Source organism: Clostridium sp. (genome assembly GCF_050717635.1).
Lineage (GTDB): Bacteria > Bacillota > Clostridia > Clostridiales > Clostridiaceae > Clostridium_AD.
Genome location: NZ_JBOITO010000020.1, coordinates 99,809 through 119,465, shown reverse-complemented (window position 1 = coordinate 119,465; position 19,657 = coordinate 99,809). Strand labels below are relative to the sequence as shown.

The following is a 19,657-nucleotide window of genomic DNA, read 5'->3' as shown; positions in this document are numbered from 1 at the left end:
AGTTATTAAAGATTTTCATGTTGATAAATTAATTTAAAACAAAAGGAGATGCTATAAAGTGAAATTAAAGAAAAAAACAATGATGGGAATAAGTTTTGTTTTAGGAACTGTAATGTTTACAACTACAGCTATTGCCCAGGTAGCTACAAAAAGTGGATATGATCAGCTTAAAGATTCTGTGAAATATACAGCGGAAGATTGTGCCACTAAACTTTCCAGTTATACTATTGATATGTCAATGATTTTAAAGGATAATGCTACTGTTATTTATTCGGAAAATTCTCTTAGTAAGTCAGATGTAAAAAATGGAGCTCAGGAATCTGTGTCAGAAGGACTACATGGTAAAACTAAGACAGAAAGTTATAACTACTCAGATAAAAAGGGTTCATTATATAAAAACAATGAAGAAAATGTTTATTATGAAACTGAATATACGAGCCCTCATGAGAATAATGCTTTCAGTAACCCTTTTAAAGAAGAAGGAGCTTCAGACATAGAAAAAATTGCAGATGCTCTTGTGGGGAATTTAAAAGACGCTGTTGTAGTTACTGAAAATATAGATGGAACTAAAACACTATCTGGTTCTTTGAGTGAATCGCAAATACCAGCTGTCATTGATGCAGTGGTGTCTTATTCTGCTAAGAGCCAATTTGGTAATAGTTATAATAATCCTAATAATGAGAGTAACATACCTAAAATAACAAAAGATGTATTTGTTAGTGAAGTTAAAGGAAATATGACAACCAATAAAGATGGGTTCATTCAAAGTGTGCTTGCTAGTGGTGTTATTTCTGGTAAAGATGAAAAGGGCACAGAGCATAAATTAACATTTGAGATGTTAATTAAAATAAGTAATGTTAACTCAACTAAGGTAAGTAGACCTGATCTTTCTTCTAAGAAAGTAGAGAAAAGTGTAGAGAAAGATTATAGTAAATTATCTAACCCAGAAAAATATTTAGGAAAATTTAAAACAGATATATTAATAGAGCAGGAAGGCGAATTTGTAAAAATAGGTGAGAAATTTGTAGATGTTACTGCAATAGACGATAAGGGTATTAGCGGAAGGCATTATGAGGTATATTTAAAGGGATATGAAGAGTATGCAACAAATAAAAAAGACTTCAAGTTTGATGCAAAGTTTGAAAAAGATCAATTTAGTGCAAATTTTAAAGTTGATGGCTCTTCAAAAAACAGTATGCAAGGGAATCTAAATATAAATATAGGTTCAGCAAAAATATACTTTTACACAGGTGAAAACATAAGTGGAAACATGATGCATGATGACGACTATAGTAAGGTATTCAAATAATAATAAATAAAGCATACTAAAATAAGTAGCAAGTCAAATCCATTACCACAATGACTTGTTATTTATTTTAATGTAAATTGGAGGCATGTAAATGGAGAAAGCTATTGAAATTAAAAACCTTTCCAAGGTATATAAAAACGGAAGAGGCATAATGGATATTAATATAGATATACATAAAGGCGATATCTTTGGGTTTTTAGGACCTAATGGTGCAGGTAAGACCACTGCTATGAAAATTATGACTGGGCTCATAAAGCCAGACAGTGGAGATGTTAAAATTTTAGGCCATAGTATACTTGAGGAATATGAAGAGGTAATGAAAAATGTAGGGTGTATTATAGAAACTTCGGAGTCTTATCTTTATTTAACCGCCTATGAAAATCTAAAACAAGTTTCAAGATATTATAAAAACGTTGACGCACAGAGGATACATGAAGTTTTAGAAATGACAGGATTGTTAAAATACAAAGATGAGAAACCAAGAAAGTTTTCTCTTGGAATGAAACAAAGATTGGGAATCGCAGCTGCGATTTTATCTAGGCCTCAGGTAATAATCCTAGACGAGCCCTTAAATGGACTTGATGTTGAAGGAATGATTTCTATGAGAAATATAATAAAAAATATAGTAGAGAAAGAAAATGCTACATTTTTTATATCAAGCCATCTTATCCACGATGTAGAACTAACTTGTACCAATATTGGTGTATTATACAATGGAAGGATGCTCAATGTAGATACCATGAAAAATATATTAAATAATTATGCAACATTAGAAAATTATTTTGTTAGTGAGGTAGAAAGAAATGGTAGAATTTAAAGCTTCTTTAATAAATGAAATTGAAAAGTTATACAAAAGAAAAAAAGTCTTAGTGGCAGGGATTATATCGCTTATTTTTATAATACTAGGGCAATTATCAATGATAGTGCTAAGAAACGGTTTTGGGGTACGTGGAGTTTCTAGCATGGAGTTCCCAATACTTGTACTTTCTGTGGTGGTGAATACCATTTTGCCCTTATTTACTGCGCTTGTTACTATAGAAAGTTTCTCTGGAGAATTTTCACAAAACACTATGAAGATTGCACTTACAAGGCCTATTACAAGACTAAAATTTTATGCATCGAAGTTAACTGCAATTATGTTATTTATATTTACTAATCTTATGTTCGTAATGATTTTTTCAATGCTAGCTGGGATGCTATTTAATTCAAACTCTTTTACCGTGCAAAGTTTTATAAGAGTTGTAATTTCGTATATTGTAACACTGATGCCTATGGTGATTTTATCAATAATCATTGCGTTTTTTACAAATATAATTAGAAGTGGGATAGGCGTATTTTTTCTATCTATCTTTGTTTTTATTGCGTTTAAAGGACTTGCAATTGTTTTTTATAGATATTCTGGCTTGTTTATTACATCTATGATGAACTGGTATACATTATTTATTATGGAAACTATTCCTGGGTTTCAAATATTTCTTAAGTTTATGATGATGATTAGTTATGCTATAATATTTTTTACAGCAGCATATTATTTATTTGATAAAAAAGAATTCTAATCCACTTTGAGGTGAAAAATGAATATAAAGAAACGGTTAATTCTATCCAATACTATAACTATAGTAATTCCTTTTGTTGTTACAGCTTTAGCGGCGTTTGTATTTATTTTTGTTTGCTCAAGAATTTTAAATAAGGATATAAGTTATGGTGATTTTAAAACATCTATATTCATAAAAACGGAATTATCTGATACTAGAAATTCTATATGGAAACAAAACATTGGTGATTTAGAAGACGAAAAAATTCAACAAGATTTGTATAAAAGGTTATTAAATATAAATGGAGATCTTATAATTCTCAAAAATAATAATGTTATATATACTTCTAAGGAGGTAAATAACATTGATATAGAAAAATGTTTAATAGAAGGGAATTCTAAATCTAGAAAAAAGTCAGTGAAAATTGATAATATAGATTACATGGTGGAAGTAGCTCAAATTAAATTTAAAGATGAAGCTTTGGGTAACGCAATATTATTGGCACCAACTTTTGAGTATTCAGGTGTTCTTGAAGCACTTATTGTTTTTATACTTGCAGTATTTATTTTTACGTTTATAGTGGTTAACATATTTATGTCATATATGCTTTCAAAAAGAATAATAAAGCCATTATCACTACTAAAAAATGCAGTAGGAGCTATTAGCAGTGGTGATTTGAATTTGGAAATAATCGAAGTAGGTGACCAAGAAATTGTGGACTTATGTGCTGATTTTGAAAAGATGAGAGTACAACTTAAGGATTCTATTCATATGAAAAAAAAGTATGATGATAATAGGACAATGCTAGTTTCAAGTATATCACATGACTTAAAAACACCTATAACTTCGATAAAAGGTTATGTTAAAGGTATTTTAGATGGAGTGGCAAATACTCCTGAAAAGCAAGAAAGGTACCTAAAAACTGTTTATTCAAAAACAGAACAAATGGATGTTATGATTAATGATTTGCTCTTATACTCCAAATTAGATTTGAGTCAGCTGCCTTTTAATTTTGAAAGAACTGACATTATAGATTATTTTCATTATTGTATTATTGAAAGTCAACTAGAACTTGAGAAATCCAATATAAAAATTTGTCTTAAAAATGACTTAAAAACATCAAAGTACGTTAAAATTGACAGAGAAAGATTCATGAGGGTTATACTGAATATCATTGATAACTCTCGTAAATATATGGATAAAAAGCTAGGCGAAATTATAATAATGCTTAGAGAAACCAATTCTAGTATTATTATTGAGATAAGAGATAATGGTTGTGGTATTGAAGAAAATGATGTAAATAAAATCTTTGATAGGTTCTACAGAGCAGACTCTGCAAGAAGCGAAGCAAATGGTAGTGGACTTGGACTTGCTATTGCAAAACAAATTGTAGAGGGACATAAGGGGAAAATATGGGCAGTAGGTCATGAAGATAAGGGCACAAGCATTTTGATATCGTTTGGAAAAATATCAGAAGAATAGAGGGATATTATGAAAAAGATTTTAATTGTTGAAGATGATTTAAGTATCGCAGAACTTGAAAAAGATTATTTAGAGCTTGAAGGCTTTGAAGTTAAAATATGTAGTAATGGAGTTGATGGGTTAAATGCATTAAAGACAAAAGGTTTTGACTTATTGATTCTTGATGTTATGCTCCCCAAAATAGATGGATATACTATTTTGCGTAGTTTGCAAGATGATAAGGACATTCCAGTATTATTAGTATCAGCAAAAAAAGAAGATATAGATAAAATAAAAGGGCTCAGCCTTGGTGCAGATGACTATATTACAAAGCCTTTTAATCCTAGTGAGCTTGTGGCTAGAGTAAAATCACATATAAGAAATTATGAAAGGATAAAAAATAAATTTATAACTCCAATTAAAAGTAACACAATTATAATAAGAGGGCTAGAAATAAAGAAAGAATGGAGGCAGGTATTTATAAATAGTGCTGAAGTAAATTTAACTCAAAAGGAATTTGAGATATTATTGTATCTAGCTGAGAATCCTAATAGGGTATTTAGCAAAGATGAATTATTTGAAAAAATTTGGGGATTTGATGCACTTTCAGATACTGCAACTGTTACAGTGCATATAGCAAGAGTTAGAGAAAAAATTGAAGCATCTACATCTGAACCTCAATATATTGAAACTGTTTGGGGAAGTGGCTACAGGCTTAGGGTATAAAAATACCCTAAGTCTTTATTTTTTTAAAGACCTTAAAATCTATTGACTTACGAACAAATGTTCGCTATAATATGACTATAGTATTAACAATAAAAATACCTGAAAAGTATTTTAAATATATAGTTATAATATTTTATAGTAGTTTGAATTAACAGATAGGTTTTGATTTTAAACGACCACTTTAGTGGATTATTGGGGGTAAACAAATGGAAAATAAGGATTTATTGGTTAAGATTAATTATTCACAAGAGGGTAATGATAGTTTACAAATAATTTATACTGCAAGTACTGAAAAGACTAGTCATCCTTCTAAGTATTTAATTTGTGGAGGAAGGTACAATAGAAATGGTGGAACTATAATGTTTAAAGCTAAAAACATAGAAGAAGCGGCGCAGATAGCTAATAATAATCTTGTAGCTAATGCAGGGGCTAATAGATATGGTACTCTAAAAGTGGTTATTTAATACATAATAGGTAATAAGTTAAGATGCATCAGCTTTTTTATCATAAAAGGATATTCTGGAATTTCAGAATATCCTTTTATGACGTTAAATAGCAAATTCTATATTTTTGATTACGATACCAAGTTGCTCTACAAGTGAAATAATTGTGCCCACTGCTTGTGCATTAGCATTGGGTCCTTTTTTTATAACTTTTACTTGCGGTCTTAAAGCAAAGTTAGGGAATACATCTGTTACCACACAAATATCACCAGTACTAAGTTTTACGATAGTTCCAGGAGTGTAAGGAACTATCGCCTTAGAAAATGCCTTAACCATTTCATAATCAAATTGAGTGTCACCATGGGAAAGTATATATTCAACAGCATCATTAGGACTCATAGCTTTTCTATAGGGCCTGTCCGAAGTAAGTGCATCATAAACATCTGCAATAGCAACCATTCTAGCAAATCTACTTATAGATTTATCTTTCATACTATCTGGATAGCCTTTTCCATCATATCGCTCATGATGCTGAAGAGCTACAATTCTACTGGGAGCAGATATATCTAGACAACCTTTTAAATAATCATAGCCTTTTGTAGTATGTGTTTTTATAGTTTTAAGCTCTTCATCATTTAAGGGGCCAGGCTTTAACAGTATATTTTTGGGGATAAGAGTTTTACCTATGTCATGTATAAGAGCACCCATGCATAATGTGTAAAGATCATTTTGATTTAGTTGCAATTGTACACCAAGGACTAGAGATATTATAGCCACATTTACACTATGCTGGTAGGTATAATTATCCATACTTTTAATATCTACTAGATTAATCATTACATTTTTTTTGCTTAGGATTTCATCAATTATATTTTTAGCAATACCTCCTATAGATTCAAAATATACATGCTTCTCTAATGCAAACTTTTTATTATTAAAATTTGTATTATCAGAATATAAACTGTATTTTTCAAAGCTATAAAAGGCATCTTTTATAGCTTTGATAGCAGTTTGTCGTAACTCGGGTTTTATTACATCCTCTATTACAGTGTCACTGTATTCATCATTAATATATAAAGAGTAAATTTGTAAACGTTTAATACGTATCAAAAAAATTTCGGTTAAAATAACACCTTCTCTTAAAAGAATTCTTCCGTTATTATCAAAAATAGTTTTAGCCAAACAATTTCCTGGTTTTGCAAATTCTAATGGTACAAACCTCATAAGCACACCATCCTTAAAGTTTAAAAAAACTGGCATATAAAATAACCATATATAAACAAAATTTAATAAATATATAAATATACTTTATACTATTATGGATAGAATTTCAACTATTAATCAAAAATAACATTAATGCAACATAATATTTAATTTTGTATATAATTATATGGCGCATTTAATAATAAAAAATACAATATTAGGGGAATAAAGGTGGAGGTTTAATTGGTATAATAACACATATGTTATAAAAAATGGTATAATATGTGTATTAAATTTATCTAATTAATATGTAAAGTGGTGATATTGTATGAAAAAGTCAATTAAAATATGGGTAGTGATATGTATTTTTATAGCTACCATTATCAGTACAATAATTATTAATATCCAGGATGACAATTATACTAGTAATAAAAAGGTAGAGGTTAAAATACAAGAGGTTAAAAATATTACTCAGGATAGTAAAAAAATAGAAGTTACTAAAGAGATTAAAGATGTTAAAGACGCTAGCGATATTGAAGTTAGTATTGTAGCGGTTGGTGATATAATAGTTCATGAAGAACAGCTAAAAGCTCAGTACAATAAGGCAATAGGAAAGTACAGTTTTTACAATAATTTTAAATATGTGAAATCACATATAGAATCAGCAGATATTGCTCTTGCAAATTTAGAAACTACCTTAGCTGGCGAAGATAAAAAATATACAGGATATCCACTCTTTAACTCACCTAGTAGTTTAGTAGATGCTATAAAAGTTTGTGGCTTTGATATTTTATCTACAGCTAATAATCATACTATTGATAGGGGCAGTGAGGGGGTTTTTAGTACTTTAGCTGAGATTCAAAAGAGAAACCTTAAAGCTATAGGAACAAGAGAAAATTTAAATGAGAAGCCATACATAATACAGGATGTAAAAGGGATAAAGATAGGAGTTATAAGCTATAGTTATGAAACACCAAGGAGTGGAAATGACAAAACGCTGAATGCAATAAAAATACCTGGTGAGGTTACAAATCTAATAAATACTTTTAGTTATGAGCATATTGAGGAGGATTTAAATAAAATCAAAGTTCAAATATATGAAATGAAAAAACAAGGTGCAGAGGCAATAATTTTTATTATTCATTGGGGAAATGAATATGAAAGAAAGCCTAATGTTCATCAGATTAGTATTGCAAATAAATTATGTGATTTTGGAGTAGATGTTATTTTAGGAAGTCATCCACATGTAATTCAACCTATTGAATTTATAACCTCAGAAAAAACAGGGAAAAGGTCTCTTGTGGTTTATTCTATGGGTAATTTTATATCAAATCAGAGATATGAATATACTGATAATAGATATACTGAGGATGGTATAATAGTAAATATAGATATTGTGAAAAGAGTGTCATCAGATGAAATTATAATAAGTGCAGTATCTTATATTCCGACTTGGGTGAATAAATACAGGAATAATAGTGAATTGGTATTTGAAATTCTACCACTGGGTGATGCACTGGCAAGTAAAGGGAAATATAATCTTAACGATGATATAGAAGTATGGAGAGCTTCAAATTCATCTAAAAACACTCAGATTTTAATAGGCGAGAATAGCGAAATATTAGAGCATAAGGTGCAGGAAGTTATGAATTAAATTAGTACAACTAAGATGCTATATGATTATTTTAAAGTGATTTATAAAAAAAATGGATATAAGTTTGAATAATTGAAATTATAAACTATAATGAAGGGTGAATCATCAATGAAATTGATGTTTTGAATAATTTCAATTGGGAGGAAAATATAATGAACAAATTAGAACGAAATGATATTTGTTGGTGTGGTAGTGGTAAGAAATACAAAAAATGTCACATGGAACAGGATACGTTTATAAGTAATATAGAGAAAAAAGTAGGATATAAGATACCTAGAGACATTATGAAAACAGAGGAGCAAATAGATGGTATTAGAAAAAGCAGTAAATTAACACATGAGATACTTGATATGGTTTCTGAAAAAATTAAAGCAGGAATAACCACAAATGATATAAATACGTGGGTACATGAATATACTATTGCACATAATGCATATCCTGCACCGCTTGGTTATTCGGGGTTTCCAAAGAGCGTATGTACATCGATAAATGATGTAATATGCCATGGTATACCTGATGACACAATACTAGTGGATGGCGATATAATCAATGTAGATGTGACATGTATATTAGAGGGCTATTACGGTGATGCCAGCAGAATGTTTATGATTGGGAAAGTTTCTAAAGAAGTATCAGATTTAGTACGTGTTTCAAAGGAATGTCTAGATCTTGGCATAGAACAAGTAAAACCATATAACACCCTTGGGGATATAGCATGTGTTATTCAGGAGCATGCAGAAAGTCATGGGTATTCCGTGGTATATGACTACGGTGGGCATGGTGTTGGAGTGGAGTTTCATGAAGAACCTTTTGTGCCTCATATAGGTAAAAAGGGAGAGGGTATGATACTACTTCCTAATATGACATTTACAATTGAGCCTATGATTAATATGGGCAGTCCGGAATCAGATGTGCTTGAAGATGACTGGACAGCAGTTACAGTGGATGGTTCATTGTCTTCTCAGTGGGAACATACCATACTGATTACTGAAACAGGGTATGAGATACTAACTTAAAATTGTATAATCTATTAAAAATACTCCCATAAATAGGGGGTATTTTTAAATTTTCATTCTATACTTACTATTCCACTTTAATTATATATATATATTCATCTAAGGGGAAAAAATCTTTTTTCCAACTTTTATAATAAGAAAAGTGTATTTTACATTGGCCAGTAGTTATGCACTTGAATTTCCAAATAATTTGAATCGTTCCTCCTATTATATTTGGTTTGTTAAAATCATATATTTTTTTCTCTTCTAAGGAAATAATAGAAAGATCAGATACTGTATAAAACCAGCAATAGCCTGTAGAAGGAGATTCTGTAAGTTCTATAATTATATTATCATTTAAATGGATAATGTTTATAAGTTCATGGCTCAAAACAATAGCATTTAATTTAAAATCATCATATTCTATATCCAAGTAATCACTCTCCTTAAAGCAACTGAGTATTGAAAAAAATTATGTCTATTACTAGTCTTTGTAAAATAATTTATTTTATCCATGTAACAACATTATTATAAATGTTGTTTTAGTAGTTATATTTGACCTTTCATAAGAAAACAAGACAAAATCAAATAAAATTTGTTATAATGATACATAAGTGTAATATTTAAATAAAATGGTATATATTTAATTGAAATTGAGGAAGTGATTATAATGGAAATTATAAACAATAGATATAGAATAGTAAAATGTTTAAAACAAAACAGGGTAGTTTCCAGTTATGTAGTAAATGACATAATAAAAAATTATGATACTATACAATTAAATATTCTTAATTTAGAATATATAGAAAAGGAACTAATAGAATTATATACCAAAGAATTTATAAGTTTAACTAATTTAGAATGCAAAAATATAATATCGGTATATGATTTTGATTTAGTTAATCTTTTAGATAATAAAAAGTTAGATGAAAAAGTTTATTTTTATACAACTGAGTATATTGAAAACAATTCTAGTATTTTAGATATTGTATGTGATATGGAAAGTGAAGAATTATTAAATTTATTTATAGAAATTTGTCAAAGTATAAATTATCTGCATTTAAAAGGTTTTACATATGGTGATATAAATTTATCTAATATTTTAATTGAAAATAACTTATCCAGTAAAAAATATAAAATTAAATTTAAAGACATTGCAACGGTTGAACTACAAAAACATAGTCTTTGGAACGATGAAGATGACGAGGATTATTTTAAAGCACCAGAATTATTAGAAGGAAAAAAAACTAGTAATATTAGTGACATATATTCACTAGGAATATTGTTAGTTATCATATATATTAAAAGTAAAAATAATAATTTTTTTATTTATGAAGAAATTAATCCCATTAATGAATTCGAATTTCAAGAATTATTTAAGAGTGATGAAGATTTTAATGTGAATATTAAAAAGATTATTAAAAAAATGATTTGTACTGATGTTTCAAAAAGATATGAAACTATTACTGAACTGATAATTGATATAAATATTTTTTTTCATAAAAATTATTTAACTAATAGAAAAGCAGAAACAGAAAAATTAAATTTTAATTTGAAAATGATAGGTAGAGATGAAGAAATTGATAAAGTTATCAACATCTATGAATCTATTAAAAATAAAAACAATTATAATTCTACTATTTTAATTCATGGGGAATCAGGTATTGGAAAAACACGATTTCTTAAAGCATTAAAATATAGACTTTCCCTTAATAAGGTAAATGTGTATAAAAGTTTTATACTGAATGCTTCCACTAAAAACAGTAATAAGGCTCTTGTAGATATATTAAAACAATTTATTTCTGAATGTGAAATAGAAGTGTTAGAAAGGTATGAGTCAGAACTAGTGAAATTCATACCTGAACTGCGAGGGGAAAAAAATATTATACCTTCTGAACCTTTAAGTGGGGACAAAGAAAAGTTTAGGCTTATAAATAGAACCACAGGTTTTATAGAAGAATGTATAAATAACATCCCTATAGTGTTAATTATCGATAATTTTCATTTGGCAGATGATTTTACTATAGAACTTATAGAATATCTTATAAGAAAAAAACTACCCAATAAAAACATTATGGTTATAATGTCTTACTGTGATGGAGAATGTATCCAAAATAACAAGTTTACAGAATTTACGAAAAATATATCTGGGAGTAGTGGTGTAAACAATATTTTTTTAAAAGAGCTAGGCGAAAAACAAGTAGGTAAAATGATTCAAAACATTCTAAGTATGCCTAATATACCTTATAAATTAGCTGATAGTATTTATGAAAAGAGTAAGGGAAATCCATTATTTGTTGAAGAAATTATAAAGAGTTTTTTCAACAAAAAATATATATATGTAAATGAAGAGAAAGGATATTGGACCAAGGAAGGAGAGCATTCTAATTTTATAATGCCCTCAGATATGCATGAAGTACTATTAAGCCAGATTAAAGAAATGGAACAAACTAATTATAATATTTTGAAAACAATATCAATATTTAAAAGTGCAGTTTCTATAGAGATAATTAAAAGATTTATTGAAAATCATTATATAGACATAGATAACGATATTGAAGGACTCGTTTCTTCGGGTGTATTATGTAAAAAAATAGAGGATAGAGGCTTTGTATTTGATTTTTACAATAAGTTTCTTAAAAATCTTATGTACGAAGAAATCAGTGATGACCATAGAAAAACTATGCACACATTGGCTGCGGAATTACTTCAACATCAATATACACAAGGGGGGACAGAATATATTGATGAATTAATTTATCACTTAGAAAAATCAAATCAGAAGGGGAAGATTATAGATTATTGCATTGAAAATGCAGAAAAGATGAAGGTACTAAAAAACAGAAGTGATGCAATAAAAAATCTAGCTAAAGCAGTATCTATTATGGATTATTCATGGGATCCCATTAAGAATATAAAGATTATTATGGATCTTGCGGATTTACACGAACAAGAAGGACATATTGATTTAGCTATAAAGTACTATCTATCCATAGATAAGTATAAAAAAAACACAGAACTTCACGTCTATATAATTGATAGCTTAATTAAAGTGGCAGGAGTGTATTTAAGTAGAAATAATATGGATAAGACTGTTCATTACATTGACAAAATTCAAAACATGTTAGAGAGGGTAGATTATCTTTCAGGAGAACTTAAATGTCAAGGGATTTTAGCTTCTGTATATGATATAAGACAAGAGTATGAAAAAGTACAAGCTATATCTAATAAGTGTATAAAACTGTGTATAGGAGAATACGAAGAGCTAATACCTATATTTTACAACCATAAGGGCCTAGTTTACTTAAGAAGTGGTAAAGCAGATGAAGCCTACACAATTTTTAAAAAAAACATAGAGGTATGTAATAAGTATAATAATATTAACGTGCTGATAAAGTCCCTTAATAATATAGGCGTTATATATGGGGATTATTATCAAAACGATGATGAAGCTATAAAATATTTTCTGAAAATAAAGGATATATGTGAAAAAAGCAATATGAGTAGTAGTGAGGTAGATGCGCTAATAAATATCGGTGCTACATACTTTTCAAAAGAGCAGTATAAAATATCCCTACAATATTTTGTTGAAGCACTAGAAAAGTGTAAAAAGTATGACTACGAATCTAAAGTTTTTTATTGTTATATTTCCCTTGCTGGTGTTTATTTAAAGCTTGGTGATTATGCGAATGCTGTTAATTATTATGAGCGATGTAATAAAGAGCTAGAAAACTATCCTGATCAGGGTAAAGATATAGGTGAGTTTTACTTTTTGGCTTCTAAAATTAACTATAAATTAGGCGATCTGCAAAAGGCTCAATTTTATATACAAAAGTCTTTATATTTATATGAGAATGATGAGTGTATTTTCAAATGGCAGGCTCAAGCTCTAAATCAGTATATAATGCTTCATTTGAGAGAAAATGAGGGAAACATAGATGAAAACATCCAAAACGTTATAACTATAGCTAGCAAAATATCATCTATAGAGAATAGGCTTAATATATTTTATGATATAATAATTTTTTTATATGAAAACGGTAAAAAAGAATATATTTCTATTATTCACAGTGAAATAAGCAAAATAGATATTGATATCAAAGACAATCGGGTGTATGTTAAAAAATTATACGTTGATGGGTTAATTGAAAAAAAGAAGAGTATTAAATTTTTAAAAGAAGCCATAGAATATTCAAAAAAATATAAAGGAATTGATATATATTGGAAAATATATACTTCTATCGGAGACTACTATTTTGATAAAAAGGATTATTTGTATGCGGTAATTTACTATTTTGAGGCTTGTGGTATGTTAAAAGATATAATTTTTCAATTACCGGCTAAATATAGATTATCTTACATCAAATTAAATAATGGGCTGATGCCTTTTAATAGTTTTTTAGCTATTAATAATTATTATAAGAGTAATAAAGATTCGGAAATCTTAGAATTTAAGCCTGTTACTGTTAGCGATGAAAAAGGATTATTATATTTATTAGAGCAAGTAAATCACAAAGATATTCTAAAAAATAAGAATTTTATAAAAGCTATAAAAAAGATATATTCTTCTTCACTACGTGATGATATTCATGATATAAGTGATGTGCTAGAAAATTTAGGAGAGGATAATGCAAAAAACTTAGAACTTATAATAGATTATTTGTCTTATATAACGTTAGCCACAAGGGGAACTATTATTATAATGGATAATGATAAAGAGTACAAAGTTATTGCAGCTAGTGATAGAAAAACCGAGTTGCCACAAAATCAAGAAGAATTAACTAAAATGTTTGGAAGAGAGAAACCTGTTTTAGTAATGGATGCAGCCATAGAACAAAACATGAATGGAGATGCAAATAGTATTCATAATACTTTAAAGGCGTCTATTTGCATTCCGATTGTTATGGGAAATATAAGTGAAAATGGATTTATGAAGAATGAAAGAAGAAAAAATACACAAGGCACCAAGCAGGTAATTGGATATGTATATATTGAATCACAAAGAGTGTTAAATAATCTTAATAGTGATAGTATGAAAAAATGTATGGAACTTAGTAAGGTTATAGGTATAATAATTGAAAAATACAAACTTAGATTAAGTGCTTCTATTGATAAATTGACGGGAACTCTCACTAGAAAATACTTAGAAGAGGCCTTAGATGAACAAGTTGAACTTTCAAGTCAAACGGGAGGTAAATTTTCTCTTATTATGTATGACTTAGACCACTTTAAAATGGTAAACGATAAGTTTGGTCATAGGACAGGAGATTATGCTTTAAAAAAGGTTTGCGCTATTGTTATGAATAATCTAAGAGATACAGACATTGTAGGCAGGTACGGCGGAGAAGAATTTATTGTTATTCTACCAGATACAGATATTTGCGATGCTGAAATTGTGGCTGAAAAGCTACGATACAAAATAGAAGATGAAAAAATACTAGACAATAGACGGGATGTCACCGTAAGTTTGGGTGTTGCTGCATACCCCATTCATGGCGAGTGGCAAGATGAATTAGTCGAGAGAGTAGATCAGGCTTTGTATGTGGCAAAAGAACGGGGAAGAAATAGATACTCTGTTTGGAACAGTGAATTCTCTAAAAAGGCTAAAAGAACAGATAGACTTACTGGGATAATATCTGGGAATGCAATACAAGACCATAGAAATGTACTTGCAATGATAGAATTAATTGAGCTTATAAACGTAAATACAAGTAGGGAAGATAAGATATATAGTTTGCTTGGTAGAATCATTGAAATTACAGAAGCGCAAAAGGGTATGTTATTTATTATGGACGATGAAAATATTATCCAAAAGTATTCAAGGGTGAATTTTAAAAATGAATGGGTAGACACCAATGCATATAACGAGAACATTATAAAGTCTGTGATCTTTAATAAACAAGGAGTTTTTAAAATAGATTGGGATACAATAACTGAGTATGATAGGGTAACAGGCGCCCCCAATTGGCAGTCAGTTGTTGCTATTCCACTGATTCAGGGTGATATAGTAAAAGGTGTATTATATTTAACAGAATCAACGACGATAAAAGAGTTTGGCTTTGAGGATTTTAATTTTGTAAATACTCTAGGTAAGATAATAGTTCCAATACTATAAAATTAAAACACTCATTAGCTTAGCTACTGAGTGTTTTAGTTTTATAATAACAATTGAAAAGTAATTTTATTTTTTATATGTAGCATAGACAGAATAAAAATGAGGAAACATAGATATATTAAATCATTCATGTTATTGGTAGGGTGGTATAAAGTGGTGTATAATGAATATATTAGACATTAGGTGATGCCCAGGTGGCAGGTTCCTACTACAAAAGTAGGAGGAATGATATGAAAGTAGGAGGAGGAAAAAATGAAATTTACTATTGGCAGTATATACCATGGTTTCAAGTTAATCCAGGAAAAAAAAATAGAAGAGTTAAATTCAGTGACAAGATTGTTTGTGCATGAGAAAAGTGGAGCGAGGCTACTTCATTTAGAAAATGATGATGATAACAAGGTGTTTTCTATAGGATTTAGAACACCACCTAAAAGTAGCAATGGACTTCCACATATACTAGAGCATTCAGTGCTTTGTGGTTCTAAAAAGTTTCCAACAAAGGAGCCTTTTGTAGAGCTCATAAAAGGATCATTAAATACATTTTTAAATGCTATGACTTTTTCTGATAAAACCATATATCCACTGGCAAGTAAAAATGAGAAAGACTTTTTTAATCTTATGGATGTTTATTTAGATGCAGTTTTTTATCCTAACATATATTCTCAGCCAGAAATATTAATGCAAGAGGGCTGGCATTATGAGCTAGAAAATAAGGAAGACAAACTAAATTATAAAGGTGTAGTTTACAATGAAATGAAGGGGGCCTTTTCGTCACCAGAAGGAACTCTTATGCGTAAGATTCAAGAATCTCTTTTTCCGGACACTTCTTACGGCGTAGAATCCGGTGGAGACCCAGAATGCATACCAGATTTATCACAAGAAGAATTTATAGATTTCCATAAAAAGTATTACCATCCTTCAAATAGTTATATATTTCTATATGGAGATGGGGATATTGATAAACAGTTGAGATTTATTAGTGAGGAATATCTAAATAATTTTGATGAAACTTTAGTAGAGTCAGCTATAATGCTTCAGAAACCATTTAGTAGTATGAAAGAAGTAGTGGTGGATTATCCTATTTCATCTGATGATGACGAGAGTGGCAAAACTTATTTAAGTATGAATTTTGTATCAGGAGATAATATTAGTAATCCAGAGCTACATTTAGCTTTTGAAATTTTAGAATATTTACTTCTAGAAAGTGCTGCAGCACCTCTCAAAAAAGTACTCGTAGAAGCAGAACTTGGCAAAGATGTATTTGGAAGTTTTGATAATAGCATACTTCAGCCAGTGTTTAGTATAGTAGTAAAAAATTCTAATGAAAGTGAAAAAGAAAGATTCAAGGAAATTGTATTTGAAGCGTTAAGGAACATAGTTAAAGAAGGAATAGATAAAAAGCTAATAGAAGCTTGTATAAACATAACGGAATTTAAACTGCGAGAAGCTGATTTAGGCGGTTTCCCAAAAGGATTATACTACTATATAACAAGTATGGATAGCTGGCTTTATGATAAAGACCCTACTATGCATTTAGAGTATGAAGGTTATTTAAGTAAAATAAAAGCGGCTTTAACTACGGATTATTTTGAAAAGCTTATAGAAAAGTATATACTAAACAATGCTCATAGTTCTATAGTTATTTTAAATGGTAAAAAGGGGCTAGCAGAAAAAAAATCTAAGGAATTAGAAGAAAAACTAGCAAGGTATAAGGAGAGTCTATCAGAACTGGAAATACAGGAAATAATAAAAGGGACAAAAGCACTTAAAGAAAGACAAAACACACCAGATTCTGATGAAGCCCTTGAAACTATTCCTCTACTTGAACGCTCAGATATTGAAACCTTAGTAGAGCATTTACCTTTAAAGGAAAGAGAGGAACAAGGTGTAAAAGTATTATCTCATAATATATTTACTAATAAAATCGCCTATATAAATATATTATTTGACGCTAAAAAAGTAGATATGGAGCTATTACCTTACGTAACGCTACTATCAACTATATTAGGAAGGGTAAGTACGAAGGATAGAAATTATGCTGACCTATCTAATGAAATTAATATTCATACAGGTGGAATTCATTTTGCCACAGAAGTATATGGCGAAAATGAAAATTATGAAAAATATAGTCCTAAGGTAGTAGTAAAGACTAAAGCTTTAGCAACCAGTATTCCAAAACTATTTGATATTGTTGCAGAAATAATTAGTAGTACTAAATTTGATGAAAAGAAAAGGCTTAAAGAATTAATTCAACAATTAAAATCAAGACAAGAAATGAAGATTGTTGATAGAGGACATGGTACAGCAGCAGGGAGACTTACTTCTTACTTTGCGCCAGCTTCAGCTTATATAGAAAAGATTGCAGGGATATCTTTCTATGAATTTATTGATGAGATTGAAAGAGATTTTGATAATAAAGCAGAAGAAATCATTGAAAATTTAAATAAGGTATCAAAGCTTATATTCAATGTAAATAATCTTTTAATAAGTGTTACAGGAGAAGAGGATATATATTCTGCTTTTGCATCAGAGTTACCTAAAATAATGAAGGTACTTGGAAAAGAAAAATTACCGGATGCAGAGTATGATTTTATGCTTAGTAAAAATAATGAAGCTTTATTAACTTCATCCGATGTTCAGTATGTAGCAAAAGGTTATAATTTTATTAAGAAGGGTTATTCTTATTCCGGTAAAATGCTAGTACTCAAAACTATAGCAAGCCTAGATTATCTATGGAATAGGGTGCGTGTGCAAGGTGGTGCCTATGGTTGCTTTGCTAACATAACTAGAACTGGTAATATGGTATTTGTATCTTATCGCGATCCAGGCCTCAAAGAGACTCTAAATGCTTATGACGAAATATATGATTATATAGGAGGATTTAAGGCCTCAGAAAGAGAAATGATTAAATATATTATAGGAACAATAAGTGAGCTTGATTCACCATTAACACCTTCTATGAAGGGTGAAAGAGCTACAGGATATTATATAAGAGGTATTACGCAGGCACAAAGACAAAAGGAAAGAGAAGAAGTACTAAGCACAACGCAGGAAGATATTGTGTCTTTTAGTACACTATTAAAAGATGTTACGGGTGAAAACTATTATTGTGTACTTGGAAATGAAACTAAACTTAAAGATAATAAAGAATTATTCGCGAGTTTGGTAAATATATTTAAATAAGGTGCCTTACGGCACCTTTTTTTCAAAAATAAAAGCAAGGGAGGCAGAGCCTATATGGCAATTAAAGCACTTTTCACATACAATTACGGTGGAGAAAAAATGAAAAATATAGAAGCTTTTGGGTATGATATAAAAGTAGTTAAAGAATCCGATTTAATTTATAGTGAGGACTTCGAGGATGTAGAAGTTTTAGTTTGTTACGATCCCTTTAAAACGCTAGAAATAGCGAAAATGAAGAAACTTAGATGGATACAATTATCTAGCATAGGCATCGATCAACTACCAGCAGAACATGTTAAAAACGCTTCTATTATAATTACAAATAATAAGGGTGGCTACAGTATACCTATGGGAGAATGGATCGTATTAAAAACTCTAGAGTTATTTAAAAGTAGCAAGAATCTATATGAAAATCAAGTTAATAGAAAATGGAAAATGGATACAAATATTCTAGAGTTATATGGTAAAACTATAGGGTTTATTGGAACAGGAACCATAGCAGTTGAGTCAGCTAAAAGATTCCAAGGCTTTGGTATGGAAATATTAGGAGTAAATACAGATGGCAGGGATGTTGAATATTTTAATAAATGTTATGATATGAAAGAGCTTTCCGAAATGCTTGTGCTGTGTGACGTAGTTGTGGTTACAATACCTTATACCAAAGCTACACATCATTTAATTAATGAAGACGGGTTTAAGGCAATGAAAACTGGAGCTTATTTTATAAATGTAGCAAGGGGTAGCATTGTGGATGAAGTTTGTCTTATTGAAAATTTAAAAAATGGAAAACTAGCAGGGGCTGCTCTAGATGTATACGAAGAAGAACCATTAAAAGAAAATAGTCTCTTATGGGATTTGAATAATGTTATATTAACTTCTCATAATTCCTGGATTTCTGAGATGAGAAATCAGCGAAGATTTAACCTTATATATAACAATATGGAAAAATATGTACACGACGAAGAGCTGATGAATGTAGTAGATTTAAAAAAAGGGTATTGAGTGTGGTAAAAGATTTTTTAAGGGGATAAGA

The 19,657-nt window shown here is 29.5% G+C and carries 13 protein-coding genes; 11 read left to right on the top strand and 2 right to left on the bottom strand.

Annotated elements, in window-relative coordinates:
• Window positions 1-58: 58 nt before the first annotated feature.
• From ACREWB_RS10165 to ACREWB_RS10140, 6 genes are all read left to right on the top strand, one after another.
• Window positions 59-1,309 (top strand): hypothetical protein, encoded by a 1,251-nt coding sequence (locus ACREWB_RS10165; RefSeq protein WP_431547340.1) that lies wholly within the window; start codon window positions 59-61, stop codon window positions 1,307-1,309.
• Window positions 1,310-1,400: 91 nt separating this feature from the next.
• Window positions 1,401-2,126: an ABC transporter ATP-binding protein gene (locus ACREWB_RS10160; RefSeq protein WP_431547339.1), complete on the top strand. Its 726-nt coding sequence runs from the start codon at window positions 1,401-1,403 to the stop codon at window positions 2,124-2,126.
• A complete protein-coding gene (locus ACREWB_RS10155) occupies window positions 2,113-2,865 on the top strand; it encodes a DUF2705 family protein (RefSeq protein ID WP_431547338.1) in 753 nt (250 codons plus the stop codon). Before ACREWB_RS10160 ends, ACREWB_RS10155 begins: the two co-directional genes overlap by 14 nt.
• Window positions 2,866-2,883: 18 nt before the next feature.
• Complete coding sequence (locus ACREWB_RS10150) at window positions 2,884-4,326, top strand: sensor histidine kinase (RefSeq protein ID WP_431547337.1); 1,443 nt, start codon at window positions 2,884-2,886, stop codon at window positions 4,324-4,326.
• Window positions 4,327-4,335: 9 nt separating this feature from the next.
• Window positions 4,336-5,031 carry a response regulator transcription factor gene (locus tag ACREWB_RS10145; RefSeq protein WP_431547336.1) on the top strand — a complete coding sequence of 232 codons (696 nt, stop codon included), beginning with the start codon at window positions 4,336-4,338 and terminating at the stop codon, window positions 5,029-5,031.
• 206 nt (window positions 5,032-5,237) lie between these two features.
• On the top strand, window positions 5,238-5,495 hold the full coding sequence (locus ACREWB_RS10140; RefSeq protein ID WP_431547335.1) for a hypothetical protein: 258 nt from the start codon (window positions 5,238-5,240) through the stop codon (window positions 5,493-5,495).
• A gap of 84 nt (window positions 5,496-5,579) precedes the next feature.
• Here the strand turns inward: ACREWB_RS10140 and ACREWB_RS10135 are convergent, their stop codons facing one another.
• Complete coding sequence (locus ACREWB_RS10135) at window positions 5,580-6,698, bottom strand: HD-GYP domain-containing protein (RefSeq protein ID WP_431547334.1); 1,119 nt, start codon at window positions 6,696-6,698, stop codon at window positions 5,580-5,582.
• 307 nt (window positions 6,699-7,005) lie between these two features.
• On the opposite strand from ACREWB_RS10135, the gene ACREWB_RS10130 reads away from it, so the two are divergent.
• Entirely contained in the window at window positions 7,006-8,331 is a 1,326-nt protein-coding gene (locus ACREWB_RS10130) for a CapA family protein (protein ID WP_431547333.1), read from the top strand.
• A gap of 152 nt (window positions 8,332-8,483) precedes the next feature.
• Window positions 8,484-9,347 carry a methionyl aminopeptidase gene (locus tag ACREWB_RS10125; RefSeq protein WP_431547332.1) on the top strand — a complete coding sequence of 288 codons (864 nt, stop codon included), beginning with the start codon at window positions 8,484-8,486 and terminating at the stop codon, window positions 9,345-9,347.
• A gap of 67 nt (window positions 9,348-9,414) precedes the next feature.
• Here ACREWB_RS10125 and ACREWB_RS10120 read toward each other — a convergent pair whose 3' ends face one another.
• Window positions 9,415-9,759 (bottom strand): protease inhibitor I42 family protein, encoded by a 345-nt coding sequence (locus tag ACREWB_RS10120; RefSeq protein WP_431547331.1) that lies wholly within the window; start codon window positions 9,757-9,759, stop codon window positions 9,415-9,417.
• 237 nt (window positions 9,760-9,996) lie between these two features.
• Here ACREWB_RS10120 and ACREWB_RS10115 point away from each other — a divergent pair, with 237 nt between their 5' ends.
• From ACREWB_RS10115 to ACREWB_RS10105, 3 genes are all read left to right on the top strand, one after another.
• On the top strand, window positions 9,997-15,441 hold the full coding sequence (locus ACREWB_RS10115) for a diguanylate cyclase (protein WP_431547330.1): 5,445 nt from the start codon (window positions 9,997-9,999) through the stop codon (window positions 15,439-15,441).
• 252 nt (window positions 15,442-15,693) lie between these two features.
• A complete protein-coding gene (locus ACREWB_RS10110; RefSeq protein ID WP_431547329.1) occupies window positions 15,694-18,624 on the top strand; it encodes an insulinase family protein in 2,931 nt (976 codons plus the stop codon).
• Between the two features lie 54 nt (window positions 18,625-18,678).
• Window positions 18,679-19,626, top strand: coding sequence for a phosphoglycerate dehydrogenase (locus ACREWB_RS10105; RefSeq protein WP_431547328.1), 948 nt, complete (start codon window positions 18,679-18,681; stop codon window positions 19,624-19,626).
• Window positions 19,627-19,657: the final 31 nt, after the last annotated feature.

Bases quoted from the DNA above. Each gene is read 5' to 3' on its own strand.
- ACREWB_RS10155 (WP_431547338.1), top strand. From the start codon at position 2,113: ATGGTAGAATTTAAAGCTTCTTTAATAAATGAAATTGAAAAGTTATAC.
- ACREWB_RS10145 (WP_431547336.1), top strand. From the start codon at position 4,336: ATGAAAAAGATTTTAATTGTTGAAGATGATTTAAGTATCGCAGAACTT.
- ACREWB_RS10105 (WP_431547328.1), top strand. From the start codon at position 18,679: ATGGCAATTAAAGCACTTTTCACATACAATTACGGTGGAGAAAAAATG.
- ACREWB_RS10150 (WP_431547337.1), top strand. From the start codon at position 2,884: ATGAATATAAAGAAACGGTTAATTCTATCCAATACTATAACTATAGTA.
- ACREWB_RS10110 (WP_431547329.1), top strand. From the start codon at position 15,694: ATGAAATTTACTATTGGCAGTATATACCATGGTTTCAAGTTAATCCAG.
- ACREWB_RS10135 (WP_431547334.1), bottom strand. From the start codon at position 6,698: ATGAGGTTTGTACCATTAGAATTTGCAAAACCAGGAAATTGTTTGGCT.
- ACREWB_RS10115 (WP_431547330.1), top strand. From the start codon at position 9,997: ATGGAAATTATAAACAATAGATATAGAATAGTAAAATGTTTAAAACAA.
- ACREWB_RS10125 (WP_431547332.1), top strand. From the start codon at position 8,484: ATGAACAAATTAGAACGAAATGATATTTGTTGGTGTGGTAGTGGTAAG.
- ACREWB_RS10140 (WP_431547335.1), top strand. From the start codon at position 5,238: ATGGAAAATAAGGATTTATTGGTTAAGATTAATTATTCACAAGAGGGT.
- ACREWB_RS10160 (WP_431547339.1), top strand. From the start codon at position 1,401: ATGGAGAAAGCTATTGAAATTAAAAACCTTTCCAAGGTATATAAAAAC.
- ACREWB_RS10130 (WP_431547333.1), top strand. From the start codon at position 7,006: ATGAAAAAGTCAATTAAAATATGGGTAGTGATATGTATTTTTATAGCT.